Origin of the sequence: Xanthomonas sp. fls2-241-TYG-148 (genome assembly GCF_030208815.1) — a bacterium.
Lineage (GTDB): Bacteria > Pseudomonadota > Gammaproteobacteria > Xanthomonadales > Xanthomonadaceae > Xanthomonas > Xanthomonas campestris.
Genome location: NZ_JARVTE010000001.1, coordinates 884,976 through 905,849, shown reverse-complemented (window position 1 = coordinate 905,849; position 20,874 = coordinate 884,976). Strand labels below are relative to the sequence as shown.

Here is a 20,874-nt window from a genome sequence, read left to right as displayed (position 1 = left end):
GCAGACGGCTGCGCACCGAGCGGCGCCCAGTGTGGAAAGCGATGCGCTGTGCAGCAGTGAACGAATGTTGTGCATGGTGTGAATGCGTGACCGCACGCAAACCGTGCAGATATGCGTCAATCACCACCACGACGGTGGGCGCAATGACGAGGTACACGATGCGGTGGGTGGGAATCGATGGCGCGCGCAGCGGTTGGCTGGCGGTGTGGGACACCGAGGACGCGTTGGCATTTGCGTATTACGCAACGGTGCAGGACGTGGCGCATGCACTGCGTGCGGCCGAGGTGATCGGCGTGGATATTCCCATTGGCCTGAGTGAGCACACCCCGCGCGCGGCCGACGTGCAGGCGCGCCGTTTCGTGGGCGGCCGCCGCGCCTGCAGCATCTTTGCTGCGCCTCTGCGCGGCATGTTGCATGCGCAGTCGCAGCCGGAAGCATCGCGCCTGCATCGTGCGCTGGATCACGACAAGCAGCGCGGCTTCGGTGTGCAGTCCTTCGGGTTGTTGGACAAGATCCGCCATTGGGATGCCGCCCTGCGCAGCGATGCGGCCTGGGCTGTGCGCGTGCATGAGGTGCACCCGGAAGTCTCGTTCGCCGTGCTCAACGGCGGCCAGGGACTCGCCGCTGGCAAGAAGACGCCGGCCGGCCATGCACAGCGCATCGCGTTGCTCGGCGAACACGTCGGCCACGCGCGGGTGCAGGCGCTGCTGGCGGCCGTGCCGCGGCGCTTGGCTGCGCCGGATGATGTGCTCGATGCGCTGGTGGCGTGCTGGAGTGCGCAGCGGATTGCGGCAGGCACCGCCGGCAGCTTGCCTGCGGTGGTGGAGCATGACCGCCATGGCTTGCGCATGGCGATCCGCTACTGACGCACCGCGTTAGCGCGCCGACATCGAATACGGCCGCTGCGCGGGGTCGGTGGCCCATTGCTGATTCGGCGTGGCCTGCATGCGGAAGCGCAACTCGCCGCCGGCCTGGATCTGCGCGTGCGTCAGATAGGCGCGCGTCAGCGGCTGGCCGTTGAGGGTGGCGCTGCCGATGTACGGGCGTGCATCGCTCACGCCTTCGGCGATCACGCTGAAGCGCTTGCCGTTGGGCAGGTTGAGCGTGGCGCGCGGCAGGAACGGGCGGCCGATGATGTACTGATTGCTGCCCGGCGCCACCGGGTAGAAGCCCAGCGTGGTGAACACGTACCAGGCCGACATCTGGCCGAGGTCGTCGTTGCCGGCCAGGCCTTCGGGGCCGGCGTGGTATTGGGTGTCCATGATCTGGGTCAGGCGTGCCTGCGTGCGCCACGGCTGGCCGGCATAGGCGTACAGATACGCGACGTGATGGCTGGGCTCGTTGCCATGCGCATACCAGCCGATCAGCCCGGTGATGTCTTCCATGTGCTCGAACACCTTCGGGTCCACCTTGGCGTCGAACACCGCATCCAGCCGCGCCAGTAGCTTGTCTTCGCCGCCATGCGCGGCCGCCAGGCCGGCGACGTCCTGCGGCACGTACCAGGAGTATTGCCAGGCGTTGCCTTCGGTGTAGTCGCTGCCATAGCCGCTGGCAGAGGGGTCGAACGGTTCGCGGAAAGTGCCGGCGCGGGTGCGCGCGCGCATGTAGCCAGTGGCCGGGTCGAAGGCGTGCTTCCAGTTGGCAGCGCGCTTGCTGAATTCTGCGGCGATGGCGGGCTTGCCTAACTTGTCGGCCATCTGTGCGATGGTCCAGTCGTCGAATGCGTATTCCAGGGTTTTGGAGGCGGCTTCGCCTTCTTCGTCGATCGGCACATAGCCCAGTTCGCGGTACTGCGCGATGCCGTCGTAGGGGCCGTAGTTGGCGCTGGCCACCATGGCATCGAGTGCTTCGTTGGCATCGAAGCCGCCGATGCCTTTCATGTAGGCATCGGCAATCACCGGCACGGCGTGGTAACCGATCATGCACCAGGTTTCCAGGCCATGAAACGCCCACACGGGCAGGATGCCGTAGGCGCTTTCCCGGCGTGAGGCGAGCAGGGAGTTGACCACGTCGCTGGTGCGCTGCGGCGGTTGCACCAGGGTGAGCAGGGGGTGCAGGGCGCGGTAGGTGTCCCACAGCGAGAAGGTGGAATAGTGGCTCCAGCCGGTGGCCTGATGCACGGCGTTGTCCGGCCCGCGGTAGCGGCCGTCGCTGTCCATGAACAACGTGGGCCCGAGCAGCGTGTGGTACAGCGCGGTGTACAGCTGGGTGCGCTGCTGCGGCGTGCCGTGTGCATCGATCGCCGACAACGCCTGTGTCCATTGCGCGCGTGCATCGGCGCGCACGCGGTCGAAGTCGAAGCCGGGCACTTCGGCGGCCAGGTTCGCAATGGCACTGTCTTCGCTGACCGGCGACAGCGCTACGGTGACCACCAATGGTGTGCCGTCATTGGCAACATCGAACACGCCCACCAGCTGCCGGCCTTCGATCTGCGCACGTTGCGCGGGGTTCTTGTCACCCGGCGGCGGGAAGCCCTTGTACGGGATGTCCTGCTCGGTGTCGTGCAGTTGCGTGGCGGTGAGCGGGCGCGAAAAGCGCATGGCGAAATACAGTTGCCGGCCCGGCGCCCAGCCACGCGTTTCGCGGAATCCGGTGATCGTGCCATCGCTGCGCACGCGCAGGCGCGACCACTGCACCTTGCCTGGGTAGTCATAGAGGCTGGTGCGCAGATCCACCAGCACATGCGCGGGCACGCCCTTGGGGAACTGGTAGCGGTGCACGCCCACGCGCGCGCTGGCGGTGAGTTCGGCGCGGATGTTGCGGTCTTTCAAGGTCACCGCGTAATAGCCGGGCTGCGCCTGCTCGCTGGCGTGATCGAACTGCGCGGTGTAGCCGCTGCCGGGTGTGTTGGCATCGCCGCGTTCTAGCTTCACCGCACCGGCGATCGGCATCAGCAACACATCGCCCAGGTCCGAATGCCCGGAGCCGGAGAAATGCGTATGCGAGAAGCCGACAATCGTGCTGTCGCTATGCCGGTAGCCGGCCGCCCAGCCGTAGGCCTCCTTGCGCGGTTTGATCTGCGTATCCGGACTCAACTGCACCATGCCGAACGGCACCGTGGCGCCGGGGTAGGTGTGGCCTTCGCCACCGGTGCCGATGAAGGGATCAACCGCGCGATAGGCCGAGTCGGCGGCGCGTGGCGCGGCAGGGCTGGCGAAGACGGCAAGGCCGGCCAGCAGCGCCAGCCAGCGGATACGGGACAATGCGATCAACCGATGCTGCATGCGGGACGACTCCGGGCAAGTGCAGCGCCGGACCGTAGCACAGGCCCTTCACTGGATCGACGGCGCCGCACAACGCCGTGCATGCTGCCGCGCTTGTGTCCGCCACTGCGCACCTGCACGCCCGCCGGCCACGTGGACGTGCATCAACGCGCGCGCTTCGCGGCCAGCACCGCCACGGTTGCCAGCGCAGCTAGCGCCGCGCCGATGGCCAAGGTGTTGCGCCCCGCATGTGCACGCACGGCCGGGCGACGGCGGAAGCCGCCATCGATACCGCCGGCGATGGCAGGTGGGCCAAACACGTTGCCGCTGGAGCGGCCCACGCGCGGTGCTTGCGCGAAGTAACGCTGAAAGAACCGGCTCATCGCACGTGCGAACAGATTGGGTGCCAACGCATGGCCAACCCGCATGGCCTGCACGGCCGGGCCGATCACCACGGTGTTGCGCGGGCGATCGAGCAGCCGCACCACCGCCTGCGCCACGGTGCGCGTGTCCAGCATCATCGGCGGGCCGGTGACGCGGCGGCCCACGTAGTTGGCCCCGTGCGACAGCCCCGGCGTGTCGACGAAGTACGGGTACACATCGCAGACATGCACCTTGGGGTGATCGATCAATTCCGCGCGTAATGCTTCGGAAAACCCGCGCTGGCCGAACTTGCTGGCGCTGTAGGCGGCGGCGTAGGGCGTGGCGGCAAATCCGCCCAGCGAAATCATGTTGACGAACACGCCATGGCCTTGTTCGACAAAGATGGGAATGGCGGCGTGCGCATCGTGCATGCGCCCGATCAGGTTGGCCTGCACCACCGCCGTGCTCGCTTCGATGGGCACCTCGTGGAAGTTGCCCACCGTGCCTACGCCGACATTGCCAAACCATAGGTCGATGCGGCCCAGAAAACTGCGCGCGCTGGTGGCAAGCGCCTGCACCTGATCGGCCTGTTTGACGTCGGTGGGCACCACCAGCACCTCGGCGCCGTGTGCACGGCAGCGCTCGGCGACGTGCTGCAATGCCTCTTCGCCACGCGCGGCCACCACCAGGCGCGCGCCGCGTTCGGCAAACGCTTCGGCGGTGGCCTGGCCAATGCCGCTGGATGCGCCGGAAATCACCACGTGGGCAGGATGTGTGCGATGCATGCGGAGGCTCCTGGGTCGTAGAAGCGTCCATGCTTGATGCTAGGCTGTGAATGGCACGCGGCCATTTGCGTACCGCTGCGTGAAGCCAACCGGCACCGCAACCGTGGCAAGAGTTGCACGACGTCATCAGCATTCAGTGCTGAAAATCACCGCCACCATCCCCATCTGAGCGCAATGGATTTGTTCGATACACCGCTCGCGCCGCTGCAGGTGCTGGACGATGCCGAAGGCGGCGTGCGCTATTGGCCGCAGCTGCTGGCGCCCGCGGTGGCGCAGGCCGCGTTTGCGGCACTGCGCGACGGCGCGGACTGGCAACGCCACCAGCGCACGATGTACGACCGCGTGGTGGATGTGCCGCGCCTGCTGGCCTCGTACCGGCTGGACGCGCCACTGCCGCCGGGCCTGCCGCTGCAGGCCTTGCTGGCCGCGGTGCAGGCACAGCTGCCGGCACCGTACAACGCATTGGGCTTGAATCTGTACCGCGACGGTCGCGACAGCGTGGCCATGCACCACGACAAGCTGCACACGCTGCTGGCGCCGCACCCGATTGCGCTGCTGTCGCTGGGCACGCCGCGGCGGATGCAGTTGCGGGCCAAGCAGGGCGCCACGCGCGCGATCACGCTGGCGCTGGCGCCCGGCAGCCTGTTGGCGATGAGCCATGCCTCGCAGCTGACGCATGAGCACGGTATTCCCAAGACCACGCGCGCGCTCGGCGAGCGCATCAGCGTGGTGTTCCGGGTGCGCCCGCCCGCGCGTATGGCCGCCGGTCAGCACGGGCCGCACTGGGAAGCACCCACGCAAACGGACTGAACACAGGTGCGGCACGTGCGTGCACACCTCGCAAGGCACTGCGCAGCGGCCGCGAACACCGCGTAGTTGCACTGGATGCCTGCGCCCGCACGCTGCCCATTTCGGGTGATTGCCATCGCCATCACGTCTGGCCATGCTTGCATGCACTTCCCCCACCCGATACCGCCGCTCCATGAGCCTGGCTGACACCCGTCACCATCAGATGTTTCCCGAGCTGGACACGGCGCAACTCGCCATCACCCGGCGCTTTGCCAGCGGCCCGCCGCGGCGCTTCGACGCCGGCGAAATGGTGTTCGACGTGGGCGATGCGCACGCGCCGGTCTGGGTGGTGCTGGAAGGCGCCATCGAGGTGGTGCGCCGCGATGGCCTGGGCAACGAAAAACCCATCACCTTGCACACGCCCGGGCAGTTCACCGGCGAAGTGAGCCAGCTGGCCGGGCGCGCGTCGCTCGCTGCGGGGCGCGCGGGCGAACACGGCTGCCTGGCATTGCCGTTCGACACCGCGCATCTGCGCGCGCTGATGATCAGCTCGGCCGAAGTGGGCGAGGTGGTGATGCGCGCGCTGATCCTGCGCCGCGTGGGGCTGATCGAAGGCGATGCCTCCGGCTCGGTGCTGATCGGCGAACCCGACGACCCGCACCTGACCCGGCTGCAGGGCTTTCTCACCCGCAACGGCTATCCCAACACGGTGATGGATGTGTCCGATGAGGACGGCCGCGCGCTGGTGGAGCGGCTGGGCATCCAGGAACAGGACCTGCCGGTGATGGTGTGCCCCAGCGGGCGCGTGCTGCGCCAGCCCAGCGATGCCGAAGCCGCGCATTGCCTGGGCATGACGCCCGACATCGACCCGGATCACCGCTACGACGTGGCGATTGTCGGCGCCGGCCCGGCGGGCCTGGCCACCGCGGTGTATGCGGCCTCCGAAGGCCTGTCGGTGATCGTGCTGGACCAGCGCGCCATTGGCGGGCAGGCCGGTGCGTCGACACGGATCGAAAATTACCTGGGCTTTCCCACCGGCATCTCTGGCCAGGCGCTGGCTGGGCGCGCCTACAACCAGGCGCTCAAATTCGGTGCAGAGCTGGCCATTCCGCTGGAAGCGGCCACGCTGGAATGCGGGCGCGAAGACGGGGCATTGCGGCTGGATCTGGCCGATGGCAAGCAGCTGCAGGCCAGCACAGTGGTGATCGCCTCCGGTGCGCGCTACCGGCGGCCGCAGATCGACCAGCTGGACCGTTTCGAAGGCCACGGCGTCTCGTACTGGGCCTCGCCGGTGGAAGCACGCCTGTGCGAGGGCGGCGTGGTGGCCTTGGTGGGCGGCGGCAATTCCGCCGGGCAGGCAGTGGCGTTCCTGGCGCCGCGGGTGAAGGAATTGCACCTGATCATTCGCGGTGAGGGCCTGGAAGCGTCGATGTCGCAATACCTGATCGAACGCATCGCCGCGCTGCCCAACGTGACGTTGCACACCGGCACCGAAGTGGCCGCGCTGGAAGGCGACCCCGAGCGCGGTCTGCAGGCAGCGGTGCTGCGCACGCGTGCCGATGGCCAGACCCAGCGGCTGGAGCTGCGCCACCTGTTCCTGTTTGTGGGCGCTGACCCCAACACCGGGTGGCTGCAGCAGTGCGTGGAAACCGATGCGCATGGCTTCGTGGTGACCGGCAGCGTGCGCGCCGAAGGGCTGCCACCGTGCCTGCCGCTGGAGACCAACCGTCGCGGCGTGTTCGCCATTGGCGATGTGCGCGCCGGTTCGGTCAAGCGCGTGGCTGCCGCCGTGGGCGAGGGTGCTGCGGTGGTTGCGCAGATCCATCAATTCTTGGCACACCAGGCCACGCCGGTGGCCGTCTCCGAACTTGCCAACGCCACGCAGGAGTCCGCGACCTCATGAGCCAGTGCACGCACCTCAACCACATCCACCACGTCACCCCCAGCGCCCGCGGCTGCGAAGAGTGCCTGGCCAGCGGCAGTGTGTGGGTGCATCTGCGCCTGTGCCGCGAGTGCGGGCATGTGGGCTGCTGCGACGATTCGCCCAACCGCCACGCCAGCGCGCACTTCCACGCCACCGGCCACCCCATCATCGAAGGCTACGACCCGCCAGAAGGCTGGGGCTGGTGCTACGAGGATGAGCTGGAAGTGGAGCTGCCGGAGCAGACGCCGCAGCTGGGGCCGATTCCGCGGTATGTGTGAGCGGCGCGTTGCGCCGCTGGGAATTGGGAGTGGGAAATCGGAAGGGCGTGGCTTGCGGTGGGGTGTCTCCGCGTTTCACTGCTGCGTGCTGACGGAGTCGTGTTGATTGCGCCGCGTCTTCTCTCGCCGGGTACGTGCGGCTTTCCTAGCCGCATTGATTGACGCGCTGCGTGCGCGCAGATACGCGCCGTTGAATGTGGCCGCCCGAGTGACTCATGCGCCGCATGCGCGGGCAGCGTCACCCGCGCTTGCACCTCAGTCCGGCCAATGCACCGGGGGCAGGGCGCGCAGTTGCGGGCGGGCGAACAAATAGCCTTGCTGCAGGTGGATGCCTAAATCGCGCAGTGTGCGGTATTCGTCGGCTTCTTCAATGCCTTCGGCGATGACGGCGATGCCGAGTTCTTCGCACATGCGGGTGACGTGCCGCACGATCGCCTGGCGGCTGCGGTCGGTGTGGATGCCGCGGACCAGGGCGATGTCGAGCTTGAGCAGGTCTGGCTGGAAATCGGCCAGCAGGCCGAGCCCGGCATAGCCCGCACCGAAATCGTCGATGGCGGTCTTCAGGCCGCGTGCCTGGTAGGCGCGCAGGATGCCGAGCAGATGCGCCGGGTCGGCCATGTGCTCCTGCTCGCTCACCTCGAAGATGATGCTGTGCAGCGGCCACTGGTAGTGCTCGGTGGCCTCCAGCGTGGCGCGCAGGCAGTGTTCTGGGTTGTACACCGCGTTGGGCATGAAGTTGATCGACAGCAGCGCCGGCAACGCGATCGCCGCGGCGCATTCGATCGCCTTGATCCGGCAGGCCTGGTCGAACGCGTAGCGGTTGCGCTCGTCCACCGCGCCGAGAATGCTCGCGGCCGAGGCGCCGTCGACGCCGCGCACCAGCGCTTCACCGGCGTAGATGCGGCGCGTGGCCACATCGACAATGGGTTGAAAGGCCATGGTAATGGCGGTGGGAAAGTCCTGGCCATCGCGGCAGGCGCGGCAAACGGGGAGAGTAGGCATCGGCGAGCAATCGTGCGGTGACAGACAACCCTAGTCCTATCGGCCGCACGGCGGTGTCTTTGAGGGACGATGTTGCAGGCCATCACCACCGCTGCCGTCGCGCTCGGCGATACTGCGGCCATCTTCAGGATTGGACGCCCCATGACCGCGCTCACCGAACGTTATGCCCAGGCCGTGGATTACGCCCGCATCGCCCACGCCGGGCAGCTGCGCAAGGGCACGCAGATCCCGTACCTGAGCCATTTACTTGGCGTGTCCACGCTGGTGCTGGAATGCGGCGGTGACGAGGACCAGGCCATCGCCGGCCTGCTGCACGATGTGGTGGAAGACTGCGGCGGCGGCCATGAGGGCTCGATTCGCGCGCAGTTCGGCGATGCGGTGGCCGATATCGTGATGGCCTGCACCGACGCCACCGCCGAGGACAAGGCCGACGTGGACAACACCGCCAGCGCCCGCAAGCGCGACTGGCGCGAGCGCAAGCAATCCTACCTGGCGCATCTGCGCAAGACGCCCGAGCGCGCGCTGCTGGTGTCCGGCTGCGACAAGCTCTACAACGCCCGCACCATCGTGCAGGATCTGGAAAACCCCGATGTGGGCCAGGACATCTTCAACGTGTTCACCGCCGGGCGCGATGGCACGCTGTGGTACTACGCTGCGCTGGAAGAGATCTTCCGCACCCGCGAGGCGGCCACTGCGCGCCTGTTCAGCGGCGTGGTGGCGCGCATGCAGGCACTGGCCGACAGCTCCATCGACACCGTGCCTGCGCACGCGGTGGCCTGACCGGCGCAGCGGTGCAATCACGGTGGATCGGGCACAAGCGCTGACGCGCGCTGCATGCACGGCGCGCTAGGCTGGCGCACTGTCCAGTTGTCGGTTTGGTGTCATGTCCAGCTCAGCGTCTTCTCCTGTCCCCGGCCTGGTGCGTGTGCGCGGTGCGCGCGAGCACAACCTCAAGAACGTGGACGTGGATATCCCGCGCGATGCGCTGGTGGTGTTCACCGGCGTGTCCGGCTCGGGCAAGTCGTCGCTGGCCTTCGGCACCTTGTTTGCCGAAGCGCAGCGGCGCTATCTGGATTCGATCTCGCCATATGCGCGGCGTCTGATCGACCAGGTCGGCGTGCCCGAGGTGGACGCCATCGACGGCCTGCCGCCGGCGGTGGCACTGCAGCAGGCGCGCGGCGCGCCCAGTGCACGCTCCTCGGTGGGCAGCGTGACCACCATCTCCAACTCGCTGCGCATGCTGTATTCGCGCGCCGGCCAGTACCCACCGGGGCAGGAGATCATCTATGCGGATAGGTTTTCGCCGAATACGCCGGCCGGTGCCTGCCCCACCTGCCACGGCCTGGGGCGTATCTACGACGCCACCGAGGCCAGCATGGTGCAGGACCGCAGCCTGAGCATCCGCGAGCGCGCGGTGGCTGCCTGGCCGGGCGCGTGGCATGGGCAGAACCAGCGCGACATCCTCACCACGCTCGGTATTGATGTGGACGTGCCATGGGCCAAGTTGCCGAAGAAAACGCGCGACTGGATTCTCTACACCGACGAGCAGCCGGTGGTGCCGGTGTATGCCGGCTACGACCTGGACGAGGTCAGGCGCGCGCTCAAGCGCAAGGAAGAGCCCAGCTACATGGGCACCTTCACCAGTGCGCGGCGCTACGTGCTGCACACCTTTGCCACCACGCAGAGCGCGCAGATGAAAAAGCGCGTGGCGCAGTATCTGATCAGCACGCAGTGCCCGCAGTGCGATGGCAAGCGGCTACGCCGCGAGGCGTTGTCGGTGACCTTTGCCGGGCTGGATATCGGCGCGTTGTCGCAGCGCCCGCTGGATGAGGTGGCCGAGCTGCTGCGCCCTGCCGCCGAAGCCACACCCGCCACGCAGGCTGCGCAGGGCAAACGCAAGCGCGAGGCGGCAGCCGAACATCCCGAACAGGTAATCGCTGCGCAGCGCATCGCCGAAGATCTGCGCGCGCGCATCGCGGTGGTGCAGGCGCTGGGCCTGGGGTATCTCACGCTGGAGCGCAGCACGCCCACGCTGTCGCCGGGCGAATTGCAGCGCCTGCGCCTGGCCACGCAGATCCGTTCGCAATTGTTCGGCGTGGTGTACGTGATGGACGAGCCCTCGGCCGGCCTGCATCCGGCCGATGCGCAGGCTTTGCTCGGCGCACTGGATCAGCTCAAGGCGGCGGGTAATTCGGTATTCGTGGTGGAACACGAGGTGGATGTGATCCGTCATGCGGACTGGATCGTGGACGTGGGCCCGGCCGCAGGCGTGCATGGCGGGCAGGTGCTTTACAGCGGCCCGCCAGACGGATTGGCGCAGGTGCAGGCCTCTTCCACGCGGCGCTATTTGTTCGGCACGCCGCCACCGGTGCACAGCCACGCACGCACGCCCACCGCCTGGCTGCAGCTGCGCCGCATCACCCGCAACAACGTGCAGGCGCTGGACGTGGACCTGCCGCTGGGCGTGTTCACCACCGTGACCGGCGTGTCCGGCTCCGGCAAGTCGTCGCTGGTGAGTCAGGCGCTGGTGGAATTGCTGGCTGCGCACCTGGGCCAGCTGCACGCCGATGACGACGACGCGCTGGACCCACTCGAGCGCGATGCGCAGATTTCGTTGGGCGGCGCGATCGTGGCCGGGCTGGAGCATGTGCGCCGGCTGGTGCGCGTGGACCAGAAGCCGATTGGCCGCACGCCGCGCTCCAACCTGGCCACCTACACCGGCCTGTTCGATTCGGTGCGCAAACTGTTTGCCGCCACGCCCGGAGCACGCCGCCGCCGGTACGACCCGGGGCAGTTTTCGTTCAACGTGGCCAAGGGGCGCTGCGCCACCTGCGAGGGCGAGGGCTCGGTGTACGTGGAACTGCTGTTCATGCCGAGTGTCTATGCGCCGTGCCCCACCTGCCACGGTGCACGCTACAACGCCAAAACCCTGGAAATCACGCTGCGCGAGCACACCATCGCGCAGGTGCTGGCGATGACGGTGGACCAGGCCGCTGCGTTCTTCGCAGATGATGCGAGCGTGTTGCGGCCGCTGCAGGTGTTGCGCGAAGTGGGGCTGGGTTATCTGCGCCTGGGCCAGCCGGCCACCGAGTTGTCCGGTGGTGAGGCGCAGCGCATCAAGCTGGCTACCGAGTTGCAACGTGCGCAGCGCCGCGACACCGTCTATGTGCTGGACGAACCCACCACCGGGCTGCATCCGGCCGATGTGGACACCTTGATGCTGCAGTTGCAGGGCCTGGTGGATGCGGGCAATACGGTGATCGTGGTGGAGCACGACATGCGCGTGGCTGCCAGCAGCGATTGGGTGCTGGACATGGGCCCGGGCGCGGGCGGCAACGGCGGCAACGTGGTGGTGGCCGGCACACCGGCGCAGGTGGCGGCGCATCGCGGCAGCCGCACCGCGCTGTTCCTGGCCGAGGTGTTGAAGGGGTGACTGCAGGCGTTGCGAGGATTACTGATGCGCGTGGTGCCGTGCATCAGGGCGCGCAGTGCCCGGTTGCACGGCGCAGTTTTTGAGTTTTGGAACTAGCCGATGGAACAGGGCGGGGCACGCGCAATCGCACGCCACCTCACGCCAGTAGTTCGAAGCTCGCCGTGACGCCTGCCGCTTCGGCAGAGGGCGCCAGCCAGAGATCGAACATGCCAGGCTCCACCGTTGGCGTCATCGCCTGGCCAATGAACCGCAAATCGTCCCGGCGCAGTACGAACTCCACCGGCGTGCTGCCACCGGCAGGCACGGCAACCTTGCGGAAGTTCTTCAGCTCGCGCACCGGCCGGGTCACGCTGGCCACGCGGTCGCGCACATACAGCTGCACCACTTCCTCCGCATCGCGGCGGCCACGGTTGTGGATACGCGCGCTGATGCGCAGGCTGCCGTTGGCGGCAAGGCGTGCATCGCTCAACGCCAATGCGGTGTACTCGATGCGGCCATAGGTGAGCCCGTGGCCAAAGGCAAACAGCGCGCTGTTGGGCGCAGTACGGTAGTGGGTGGTGTACGGCTCCAGGACATCCGGCTGCGGGTTGGGGCGGCCGGTGGGCGGGTGGGCATAGGTGTAGGGCACCTGCCCGGGCGCATGCGGGAAACTCACCGGCAACCGGCCAGAGGGTGCCTGTGTGCCCAACAGGATATCGGCCATGGCCACGCCCGCCGCCGAGCCCAGGAACCAGGTGACCAGGATCGCCGGGCAGGCGAGTAGCGCGCCTTCCAGCGCAAGCGCGCGACCGGTGCTCAACACCACCACGACCGGCGTGCCGGTGGCGACCACTGCCGCCACCAATTGCTGCTGCGCCTCGGGGATGCTGATCTCGCTGCGTGATTGCGCTTCGCCCGAATATGTCATCGGTTCACCGATCGCCAGCACCGCCACATCGGCGCGACTGGCGGCCGCCACCGCGGCTTGCACACCGCCCTGCACTGCCTGGTCGAAGTCGCAGCCGTCCACCACCTGCAGCGCCTGCGGATCCTGCAACGCAGTGGCCAGTGCGGCGGCCAGTGTGTTGCCCTTGTCCTCTTCGTCGAACAGGCTCCACGGCCCGGCGTGATTGATCCAGTCGCGCGCCATGGGCCCAATCAGCGCAATGCGCTGGCCGCTGCGCCGCAACGGCAGCAGCGCGCCATCGTTCTTCAGCAGCACCACCGATTTGCAGGCGGCTTCGTGCGCCAGTGCCAGGGTGTCGCTGCGGCGTTGCCGTGATTGCGCACCGGCGGCGCCAAGCCGGCGGAACGGGTCGTCGAACAATCCCAACGCGGCCTTGAACGCCAACACGCGGCGCACCGAGGCATCCAGCCGCGCCATCGACACATCGCCTGCGGCCACCAGTGCTGGCAGGTGCTGCAGATACAGGCCGCTTTCCATGCTGATGTCCACCCCGGCCAGAAAGGCCAGCCGGGCCGCGTCGCGCTCATCGGCCGCAACGCCGTGCGCGATCAGTTCTTCGTCGGCCTGGAAGTCGGACACCACCAGGCCGGGGTAGTCCCACTCCCGGCGCAGCAGCGTGTCCAGTAGCCATGCATTGGCGGTGGCCGGAATGCCGGACAGTTCGTTGAAGGCGGCCATGGTGGTGACCGCGCCGGCAGCGAATGCGGCCTGGAACGGCGGGAAATACACCTCGCGCAGCGTGCGTTCGGAGACATCCACGCGGTTGTAATCCAGCCCGCCCTCGGCCGCGCCGTACGCGGCGAAGTGTTTCGGGCAGGCCGCCATCGCCTCGGCATGCGCCAGCCCCGCATCGCCCTGGAAGCCGCGCACGCGTGCCTGCGCAAACTGCCGCGCCAGCAGCACGTCTTCGCCCGCGCCTTCCACGCCACGTCCCCAACGCGCATCGCGGGCGATATCCACCATGGGCGCAAAGGTCCAGTCGATGCCCACAGCGGTAGCCTCCATGGCGGCGGCACGCGCGGTGCGCCGTGCCAGCTCCGGCTCGAAGCTGGCCGCTTCGGCCAGCGGCACCGGAAACACGGTGGTGTAGCCGTGGATCACGTCGGCGGCGAACAACAGCGGAATCCGCAACCGGCTTTGCATGGCCGCCTGCTGCAGTTGCCGATGCCAGCGCACGTTGGAGCCGTTGAACACACCGGTCAGCCGCCCGGCCCGGGCCGCGGCCAGTTGCGCGCTGCCATCGGCAGTGCGGTCCAGCGGGTTGGCGACGACCGCCTTGCTGTCCTGCTGCGCCGAGCTAAACAGGCTGAGCTGGCCGGCTTTCTCCTCCACGCTCATGCGGGCAATCAATGCATCGATAAAGCCAGGCGTGTGTGACGAAGACGCAGGCACTGCCCAGCCAGCGGGAATGCGCGCGAGCAGGGCCAGGCTGGCGGCGCCTTGCAGGAGCTGACGTCGAGTGGTGCGTGCGGGCATGGAGGCGGTGTTCGGCGGTGTCAGCCCACGCTACAGGATCGCCAAGCCCGGGCGCACGTGCCGCGTTCGCATTTGCACCGCGGGCTTCGGGCCATCCGAATATTCGTTCTGTGCTGGCTGTGGTCGTGCGGCGTTGAACGACATTTGCTTCAACAGCGCTGCCGCGCTGGCGCAAAGCGACATCCCGCGCCTTGTGGTCTTAACCCAGATGTCAGGTTTCCCCCTCGACCCTGTAATGACGCTGACGGATTCGGGTGGAAAACCGTGATGCGATGTAGACGATATTGACATGCGTTGCCCGGCCGATCAGCTTGAACGAACAGCAAACGCGATTGCGTCCCAGTAGATGGACGGGTCACTTTGCTTAAGGGCGTCCAGCGCCGAGGTGATCTCCAGACGCAGGCCGGCACGTAGCGGAGCAAACTTGTTGGGCTCGCTGTGTGTCCAGTGACTGATCTCGCGAGCCGCGTGGTTCCGCGTTTCGCCGACCGATGTGCGATACCACTGCAATAGCACTGCAATGCCGTTCCACTTGTCCAGCCGATGCGCTGTGCTTATCAGACAACGCTGTGTGTTTGGCGCCGTGGTGATAGCAAAGTGCTCTTCGAGCAACTGGCGGGACAGCCAGCCGTTATTCTCCGCAAGCGTGAGCGCCTCACGGACCACCTTGCTCGCGCTGTCTGTCAATGCCTGCTCGACCAGTTGGCGAAGATCATCAGGCTTTGCGCGTTCAGCGATACGCAGTGCAGCGGCACGTAGCTCGCGCCTGCGATGGTTGATCCAGGGGCGCATGCGCACTGCATCTTCGGGTGTTGCCATGTCCGCGAGTGCGATCAGTGCATTGTCTTCTTTCATGGGATCACGCGTGTCGATCACATCACGGTAATAGTTGATTGGCGACTCGCCGTAGCAGGTTTTGAGCAGATGAATGGCTGCATTGCGTAAGACGTAAGTGTCGGAGAACAGTGCTTCTTCGACTGCCCTTCTTGCGCCGTTTGCGTCCAGCTGAGCAAGTAGACGCAGCGCATGAGCGCGTATGACTGCGATCGGGTGGCGCAGGCCCTGGGCAAGCGCGGTCAGTGTGATTGTCCTGGATGGAAACTTCATTGCTTGAGCCAAGCCCCATCTGGCAACCGACGGTGCAACATCAGTGATCGCCTTTTGCGCTGCACGTATGGCGATCTCTGGCTCGGCGCCACTAAGTGTTTGGTAAGCAAACAGACGCGCAGGGGCGCTTGCGTGAGTCGTGGCGCTCCAGCAGGCATTGACGGCTGTGGAGGAAAGTTGCCGCATGCGCGGCATGATCAGCGGCTGCCATACCGCCTCGGAGAACCGCTCGCGTTCCTGGAGCGCCAGCAGCAGTTCGAGAAAGTCGAACAGGCTACTGTCATCTGCCACTATCAGACTAGTGACCAGGTCGATCGCTCGGGCCTGCACCTGTGGTACCCAATCGTCGCAGCGTAAGAGTGCTGCTGCCAGTGCCAAGCGACCGGGATATTGCACGAAGTCGCGTAGCGCTTTTTCCCGCACAAATCCATCCGGGCTACATGCCCTGATGAATAAGTCCGTGGCACCCATTGCCCGGGCAACCGGCCCGCGGGAATCTGCCTGATACAGCCGTTGATGCAGGCGTAAGTACTGATCCAGCGCGGGGAAGTGCCTGCCGCGCAGCGTGTTCAGCACCTCAGTGCATGCATCCGCATCAACGGCAGTATGAAGGGTGCTCGAAAGAGCACAGCTGAGCAGGTGCAGCGTCATGTGCGAAGAGTCCGTTCTTTGCGGTTCGTGTCGCCCAGTCTAGCTTCGCCGCCGATGGCTCGCCAGACGGTCACTGCGATGGGTGTAGTGCGCTACAACGCCGATGCCGCCATATCCACCACGAAGCGGTAATGCACGTCGTTTTTCTGCAGGCGGGCGAAGGCGTCGTTGATGTCCTGCATGCGGATCACTTCCACATCGGCCACGATGCCGTGCTGCTGGCAGAACGCCAGCATGGTGGCGGTGTCGGCCGTGCCGCCGGTGCCGGAGCTGGTGATCTTGCGCCGGCCCATCGCCAGCATGACCGGGCGGAAATCCAGTTGGTCGGGCAGGCCCAGCGCGCACAGCGTGCCATCCAGGTTCAGCGCCTTGAGCATGTCGTCCATCGGGTAGCGTTGCGAGACGGTGTCCAGGATGAAATCGAAGCGGAAGGCCTGCGCCTGCATTTGCGCCGCGTCGGTGGAAAGCACCACTTCGTGCGCGCCCAGGCGCTGCGCTTCGGCGGCCTTCTTCGGCGAGGTGGTGAACGCCACCACATGCGCGCCCATCGCGCGGGCGAACTTGATGCCGAGATGGCCCAGGCCGCCGATGCCCACCACACCCACCGTGTGGCCGGGGCCGATGCGGTAGTGGTGCAGCGGCGAGAACGTAGTGATGCCTGCGCACAGCAGCGGTGCTGCCGCGGCCGGGTCCAGGCCGTCGGGCAACGGGTACACAAAGCGCGCATCGGACACGTAGTGCTCGGAGTAGCCGCCGCGGGTGCGGCTGCCATCGACGCGGTCCACGCCATCGAAGGTCAGGGTGGGGAACTCGCGGCAGTACACCTCCATGTGCGCTTCGCAGGGCGGGCATTGCCGGCATGAATCGACGATGGTGCCGATCATCACCTGCTGCCCGATCGAAAAGCCGGTGACCTCGGCCCCCAGCTCGATCACCTCGCCGACGATTTCGTGGCCCGGCACCAGCGGGTATTCGCTGGCCCAGTGATTGACCGAGTGCAGATCCGAATGGCACACGCCGCAGTACTGCACCTTGACGGCGATGTCGTTGGGGCGCACGGCGCGGCGTTCGAACTGCCACGGCACCATTGCGCCTTCTTTTTCGAGGGCGGCATAGGCACGCGTGGTGCGGGGCGTGGGGGCGAGGGGATCGGCAGTGGAGGTCATGGCGGGCTGGGTGCTTTACAATCTTCGGAACGTGTAAGGTTTACCTATTTACAGATAATGTCAAGTGTAAAGTCATCCGCCCCCGTGCCTGTTCAGGCCGACGCCGCGTTGGACGGCAAGCAGACGCGCATCATGGACGCGGCGCTGCAGCTGTTCCTGCGCCATGGCTACCGCAAGGTGAGCATGAGCGACATCGCCGAAGCGGCGCAGATGTCACGGCCGTCGCTGTATGCCGCGTTCGCCAACAAGGAATCGGTCTTTGCCGCGCAGGTGCAGCGCCAGCGCATGCTGTGCGTGGCCGAGACCGAACGCCGCGTGCGCAGCGACCAGGACCTGCGCACGCAGCTGCAGCACCTGTTCGATATCTGGGTACTGGAGCCGGTGGCCGCGGTGATCGACTCGGCGAACGGCATCGATCTGATCAGCAATTGCGGCGTGTATGCGCCCGGTGCACTGGACGATCTCTACAGCCACATGGAAGCGAAACTGGTGCAGGTGCTGCGCCCGCAGATGGGTGCCGACAGCGCGATGCCCGCGGCCGACCTGGCGTACATCCTGCGCCTGGCCACCACCAGCCTGAAGGCTTCAACCGATAACGCAGCGGTGCTGCGGCGCCTCATTGCCGGACTCATCACCATGGCGCTGGCCACGGCTGGTGTGCGCACACCGCAAGCCCCGGCAACGCCACGGCGCCCGGTGCGCAAGAAGCCCGCCGCGCGCAGTTGAGTGCGGCTGCGGTTGTGTTCGTTGCCGCGCGTGCGCCGGTTGCAACGCGGCCGTTGGCGCAACCGCACAGCACGGTGTTTTCACCACCTTGGCTCTAGCGTGCGTGCCTGATTGCAACAGCCATGGGCGCAGTGAGATGGACACCGAAACACGCGTGCGGTTCTACGAAATGATGCATCTGGGCATGCCGTGGTGGGAGTTCATCCTGCGCGCGGTGGCGGTGTACACGGTGGTGTTGCTGCTCACGCGCATCACCGGCAAGCGCGCGGTTGGCCAGTCCACGCCATTCGACGTGCTGGTGATCGTGCTGCTGGGTACCGCGGTGCAGAACTCATTGATTGGCGAAGACGTCTCGCTGCTGGGTGGGCTGATCCTGGCCGCCACATTGCTGCTGCTCAATTGGCTGGTAGGCGTGGTCACCGCACGCAGCCGCCGGCTGGATACCTGGGTGCAGGGCACCCCCGCCGTGCTGGCGCGCAACGGCGAAGTTTTCTGGAAGGAGCTGGTGCACCGCAACGTCAGCTACGCCGATTTCGAAGTGGCCAAGCGCAAGGCCGATTGCCGCGACGATGCCAACATTGAACTGGCGATCCTGGAGACCTCGGGCGAGATCAGTATTTTGAAGACGCGCTAGTGGATGGGGTGATGTAGGCCAGCCGCGCGGCGTTGGTGTATGGCGTTGCGTGGTGTGCGCTGGTGATGTGCCGCTTTTTTTGGTTGCTGGCAACAGTTTTGATACTGGGCCGTCATGAGCTTGGTGGTCTGATCGCCGGATGGCCATCGCTACTGCACACTCGGTAACGCCACGTCGCGCTCAGGCGCGCTCCTACGAATTGCTTGCAGTCGTCGACTGGTCGCGTGCGCGCACGCGCCAGCCACTCCGTGCGTCATGGCCGACGGCTTTAGAGCGGTTAACAATACGTAGCGAGCAGTCGTCAGGTGGATGCGGACGGCGCGGAGGAACCGGAGTGTACGTGGGTGCATGCCGATTCCGAGCACCGGCCGCGCCCGCCTGGCGGCTGCGCAGTCGTTTGGATCGCTGCTCTTAGCCATGCACCTGCACAACGCGAACGGTGCATGGCCGTGCAACCGACGTCAGCCCACGTTGCCGCGCCCGCCCACACTGCTGAAGATGCTGCCGGTGGTGAAGCTGGATTCCTGGGAGGCGAGCAGCACATAGATCGGCGCGATCTCTGCCGGTTGGCCGGGGCGGCCGGTCGGGCCGTCGCTGCCGAAGGTCTTGAGCTTGTCGGGGAACTGGCCGCCGCTGGGCTGCAGCGGGGTCCAGTACGGGCCGGGCGCAACCGCGTTGACGCGGATGCCCTTCGGCGCGAGCTGCTTGGCCAAGGCCTTGGTGAAAGTGACGATGCCGCCCTTGGTGATGCCGTAGTCGAGCAGGGCTTCGGGCGGGTCGTCGGCCACGATCGAGCTGGTGCTGATAATGGCCGCGCCCGGCTTGAGGTGCGGCACCGCCGCGCGCGTTACCCAGAATAGGGCGTACAGATTGGTCTTGAGCGTGTCGTCGAACTGCTGGTCGTCGATGTCCAGGATGGATTTCTGCGCGGTCTGGCGCGCGGCGTTGTTGACCAGGATGTCCAGCCCGCCCAGTTGCTGCACGGCGGTGTCCACCAGTTGCTTGCAAAACGCGCCGCTGCGCAGGTCGCCGGGAATAGCCACCGCCTTGCGCCCGGCGGCACGAATCAGCGCGACGACTTCGCGCGCATCGGATTCTTCCTGCGGCAGATAGTTGATGGCAACATCGGCACCCTCGCGTGCGTAGGCGATGGCTGCAGCGCGGCCGATGCCCGAGTCGCCGCCGGTGATCAACGCCTTGCGCCCGGTGAGCCGGCCCGAACCGACATAGCTGGTTTCGCCATGGTCCGGGCGCGGCACCATCTTGGAGGCCAACCCCGGCCACTCCTGTTGCGGGGTCGCGAACGGTGGCTGCGGATACTGCGTGCGCGGGTCCTGCATCGGTGGGCGGCTCGCACCGCCGGCAGCCGCTGTGCCCGTTTGTGCCGACGCACCTGCGGAGAGCAGCGCGCCGCCGCCAGCGGCAAGCCCGGTACCGAGCGCGCCAATGGCGCGGCGGCGGGCGGGGGAATGGGTGGGGTCGTCGTGATCGGTCATGGTGCGGCTCCGGGTGGGGGAACGAAGGCCGGTGCTGCGTTGCGAATGCGTCAGCTGCGTGCCGTAAGACGACGCGATGGCTGCGGGAGCACACGGCATGGAGCTATCTCACCGCGCGTGCCGGCAGCGATGCGTGAGTGTCAGGTGCCGTGGATGTGAAGCCGTGCGAGCACAGCCACTCCGCATGGCAGCGCAATCACGTGCGGCGCTGTGGCGCTTGGCAGTCGGGCCGAAGTAGACACCCTGGAAGGTGCGCAGCGAAACATCGACATGACCATACTTTGCTTCGCGTCAGGCGTAGCGCGGGAGTCGTGCAAATGCTGCGCTAGGCGGAGGGCGCGATTCTTTTTGCATACGTGCTAAGTGCTCCGAACGATCCGCGAATTTAAAGCAAAGCGGTTCCGCGCGCCTATATTCATTTCGCAACTCGTATGCCCATAGCTTCCTTGCGCTCGCAATGCCAGCAGCCGCCGCATGAAAGAAACGGGGCCATCACCACGCATTGCCCGCCGAATCCTTCCGACGCAGGTGTCTGTAGCACCGAGGACAACTGCCCGGCGCGACCGCATGCTTAGAGCGGCTAACAAAACGTAGCGAGCAGTCGTCAGGTGGGTGCGGACGGCGCGGAGGAACCGGAATGTACGTGGGTACATGCCGATTCCGAGCACCGGCCGCGCCGTATGGCGGCTGCGCAGTGGTTTTGATAGCTGCTCTTAATGCGCGTGTGTGTAACAAATCGCTGGACTTTTTGACCTGCTGGCAGCCAGTCAACGTTTTGGGCGACATCGCTGCGCGAACGTAGCCCAACGTCTCTGGGCCTGTAAGCGGTGTGGTCTGATTCCCGAACAGAACGCTTTGTGCCTTGCTTTCGCGCGCCAGGATCGCAGTGTCTGTA

Annotated in this window: 15 protein-coding genes and 2 other RNA genes; 8 read left to right on the top strand and 9 right to left on the bottom strand. The window is 66.4% G+C overall.

The annotated features are described in order from the left end of the window. The first annotated feature begins 143 nt into the window (after positions 1-143). On the top strand, positions 144-866 hold the full coding sequence (locus tag QRM60_RS04055) for a DUF429 domain-containing protein (RefSeq protein ID WP_285445656.1): 723 nt from the start codon (positions 144-146) through the stop codon (positions 864-866). A gap of 9 nt (positions 867-875) precedes the next feature. Here QRM60_RS04055 and QRM60_RS04050 read toward each other — a convergent pair whose 3' ends face one another. Further along, positions 876-3,224: a GH92 family glycosyl hydrolase gene (locus QRM60_RS04050; protein WP_285445655.1), complete on the bottom strand. Its 2,349-nt coding sequence runs from the start codon at positions 3,222-3,224 to the stop codon at positions 876-878. A gap of 143 nt (positions 3,225-3,367) precedes the next feature. Next, complete coding sequence (locus tag QRM60_RS04045; protein ID WP_285445654.1) at positions 3,368-4,351, bottom strand: SDR family oxidoreductase; 984 nt, start codon at positions 4,349-4,351, stop codon at positions 3,368-3,370. A 174-nt stretch (positions 4,352-4,525) separates the two neighbouring features. Here QRM60_RS04045 and QRM60_RS04040 point away from each other — a divergent pair, with 174 nt between their 5' ends. The 3 genes from QRM60_RS04040 (at position 4,526) to QRM60_RS04030 (ending at position 7,342) form a co-directional block, all read left to right on the top strand. Then, a complete protein-coding gene (locus QRM60_RS04040) occupies positions 4,526-5,161 on the top strand; it encodes an alpha-ketoglutarate-dependent dioxygenase AlkB (protein WP_115555565.1) in 636 nt (211 codons plus the stop codon). A 172-nt stretch (positions 5,162-5,333) separates the two neighbouring features. Beyond that, positions 5,334-7,043, top strand: a complete 1,710-nt coding sequence (locus tag QRM60_RS04035; RefSeq protein WP_285445653.1) for an FAD-dependent oxidoreductase — start codon at positions 5,334-5,336, stop codon at positions 7,041-7,043. Further along, complete coding sequence (locus tag QRM60_RS04030; protein WP_076056201.1) at positions 7,040-7,342, top strand: UBP-type zinc finger domain-containing protein; 303 nt, start codon at positions 7,040-7,042, stop codon at positions 7,340-7,342. Before QRM60_RS04035 ends, QRM60_RS04030 begins: the two co-directional genes overlap by 4 nt. Positions 7,343-7,597: 255 nt before the next feature. Here QRM60_RS04030 and QRM60_RS04025 read toward each other — a convergent pair whose 3' ends face one another. After that, positions 7,598-8,344, bottom strand: coding sequence for an EAL domain-containing protein (locus QRM60_RS04025; protein WP_076039390.1), 747 nt, complete (start codon positions 8,342-8,344; stop codon positions 7,598-7,600). A 141-nt stretch (positions 8,345-8,485) separates the two neighbouring features. Here QRM60_RS04025 and QRM60_RS04020 point away from each other — a divergent pair, with 141 nt between their 5' ends. Then, the gene (locus QRM60_RS04020; protein ID WP_050911904.1) at positions 8,486-9,124 is read left to right on the top strand and encodes an HD domain-containing protein; all 639 of its coding nucleotides are present in this window, start codon (positions 8,486-8,488) and stop codon (positions 9,122-9,124) included. 103 nt (positions 9,125-9,227) lie between these two features. Beyond that, positions 9,228-11,777: an excinuclease ABC subunit UvrA gene (locus tag QRM60_RS04015; RefSeq protein WP_285445652.1), complete on the top strand. Its 2,550-nt coding sequence runs from the start codon at positions 9,228-9,230 to the stop codon at positions 11,775-11,777. A gap of 136 nt (positions 11,778-11,913) precedes the next feature. Here the strand turns inward: QRM60_RS04015 and QRM60_RS04010 are convergent, their stop codons facing one another. The 3 genes from QRM60_RS04010 to QRM60_RS04000 all read right to left on the bottom strand — a co-directional run bounded on the left by QRM60_RS04010 (position 11,914) and on the right by QRM60_RS04000 (position 17,123). After that, a complete protein-coding gene (locus tag QRM60_RS04010) occupies positions 11,914-14,199 on the bottom strand; it encodes a glycoside hydrolase family 3 N-terminal domain-containing protein (RefSeq protein WP_285445651.1) in 2,286 nt (761 codons plus the stop codon). A 306-nt stretch (positions 14,200-14,505) separates the two neighbouring features. After that, complete coding sequence (locus tag QRM60_RS04005) at positions 14,506-15,957, bottom strand: hypothetical protein (protein WP_285445650.1); 1,452 nt, start codon at positions 15,955-15,957, stop codon at positions 14,506-14,508. 92 nt (positions 15,958-16,049) lie between these two features. Further along, positions 16,050-17,123 (bottom strand): NAD(P)-dependent alcohol dehydrogenase, encoded by a 1,074-nt coding sequence (locus QRM60_RS04000; protein WP_285445649.1) that lies wholly within the window; start codon positions 17,121-17,123, stop codon positions 16,050-16,052. Between the two features lie 84 nt (positions 17,124-17,207). Here QRM60_RS04000 and QRM60_RS03995 point away from each other — a divergent pair, with 84 nt between their 5' ends. Both QRM60_RS03995 and QRM60_RS03990 read left to right on the top strand, forming a co-directional pair. Continuing rightward, positions 17,208-17,849, top strand: coding sequence for a TetR/AcrR family transcriptional regulator (locus tag QRM60_RS03995; RefSeq protein WP_285445648.1), 642 nt, complete (start codon positions 17,208-17,210; stop codon positions 17,847-17,849). 136 nt (positions 17,850-17,985) lie between these two features. Beyond that, complete coding sequence (locus QRM60_RS03990) at positions 17,986-18,483, top strand: YetF domain-containing protein (RefSeq protein ID WP_116903114.1); 498 nt, start codon at positions 17,986-17,988, stop codon at positions 18,481-18,483. Positions 18,484-18,758: 275 nt separating this feature from the next. Here the strand turns inward: QRM60_RS03990 and QRM60_RS03985 are convergent. The 3 genes from QRM60_RS03985 to QRM60_RS03975 all read right to left on the bottom strand — a co-directional run bounded on the left by QRM60_RS03985 (position 18,759) and on the right by QRM60_RS03975 (position 20,632). Continuing rightward, positions 18,759-18,833: non-coding RNA, sX9 sRNA (locus tag QRM60_RS03985), on the bottom strand. A gap of 111 nt (positions 18,834-18,944) precedes the next feature. Next, on the bottom strand, positions 18,945-19,823 hold the full coding sequence (locus tag QRM60_RS03980) for an SDR family oxidoreductase (protein ID WP_285445720.1): 879 nt from the start codon (positions 19,821-19,823) through the stop codon (positions 18,945-18,947). Between the two features lie 734 nt (positions 19,824-20,557). Further along, a non-coding RNA gene (locus QRM60_RS03975) (sX9 sRNA) lies at positions 20,558-20,632 on the bottom strand. Positions 20,633-20,874: the final 242 nt, after the last annotated feature.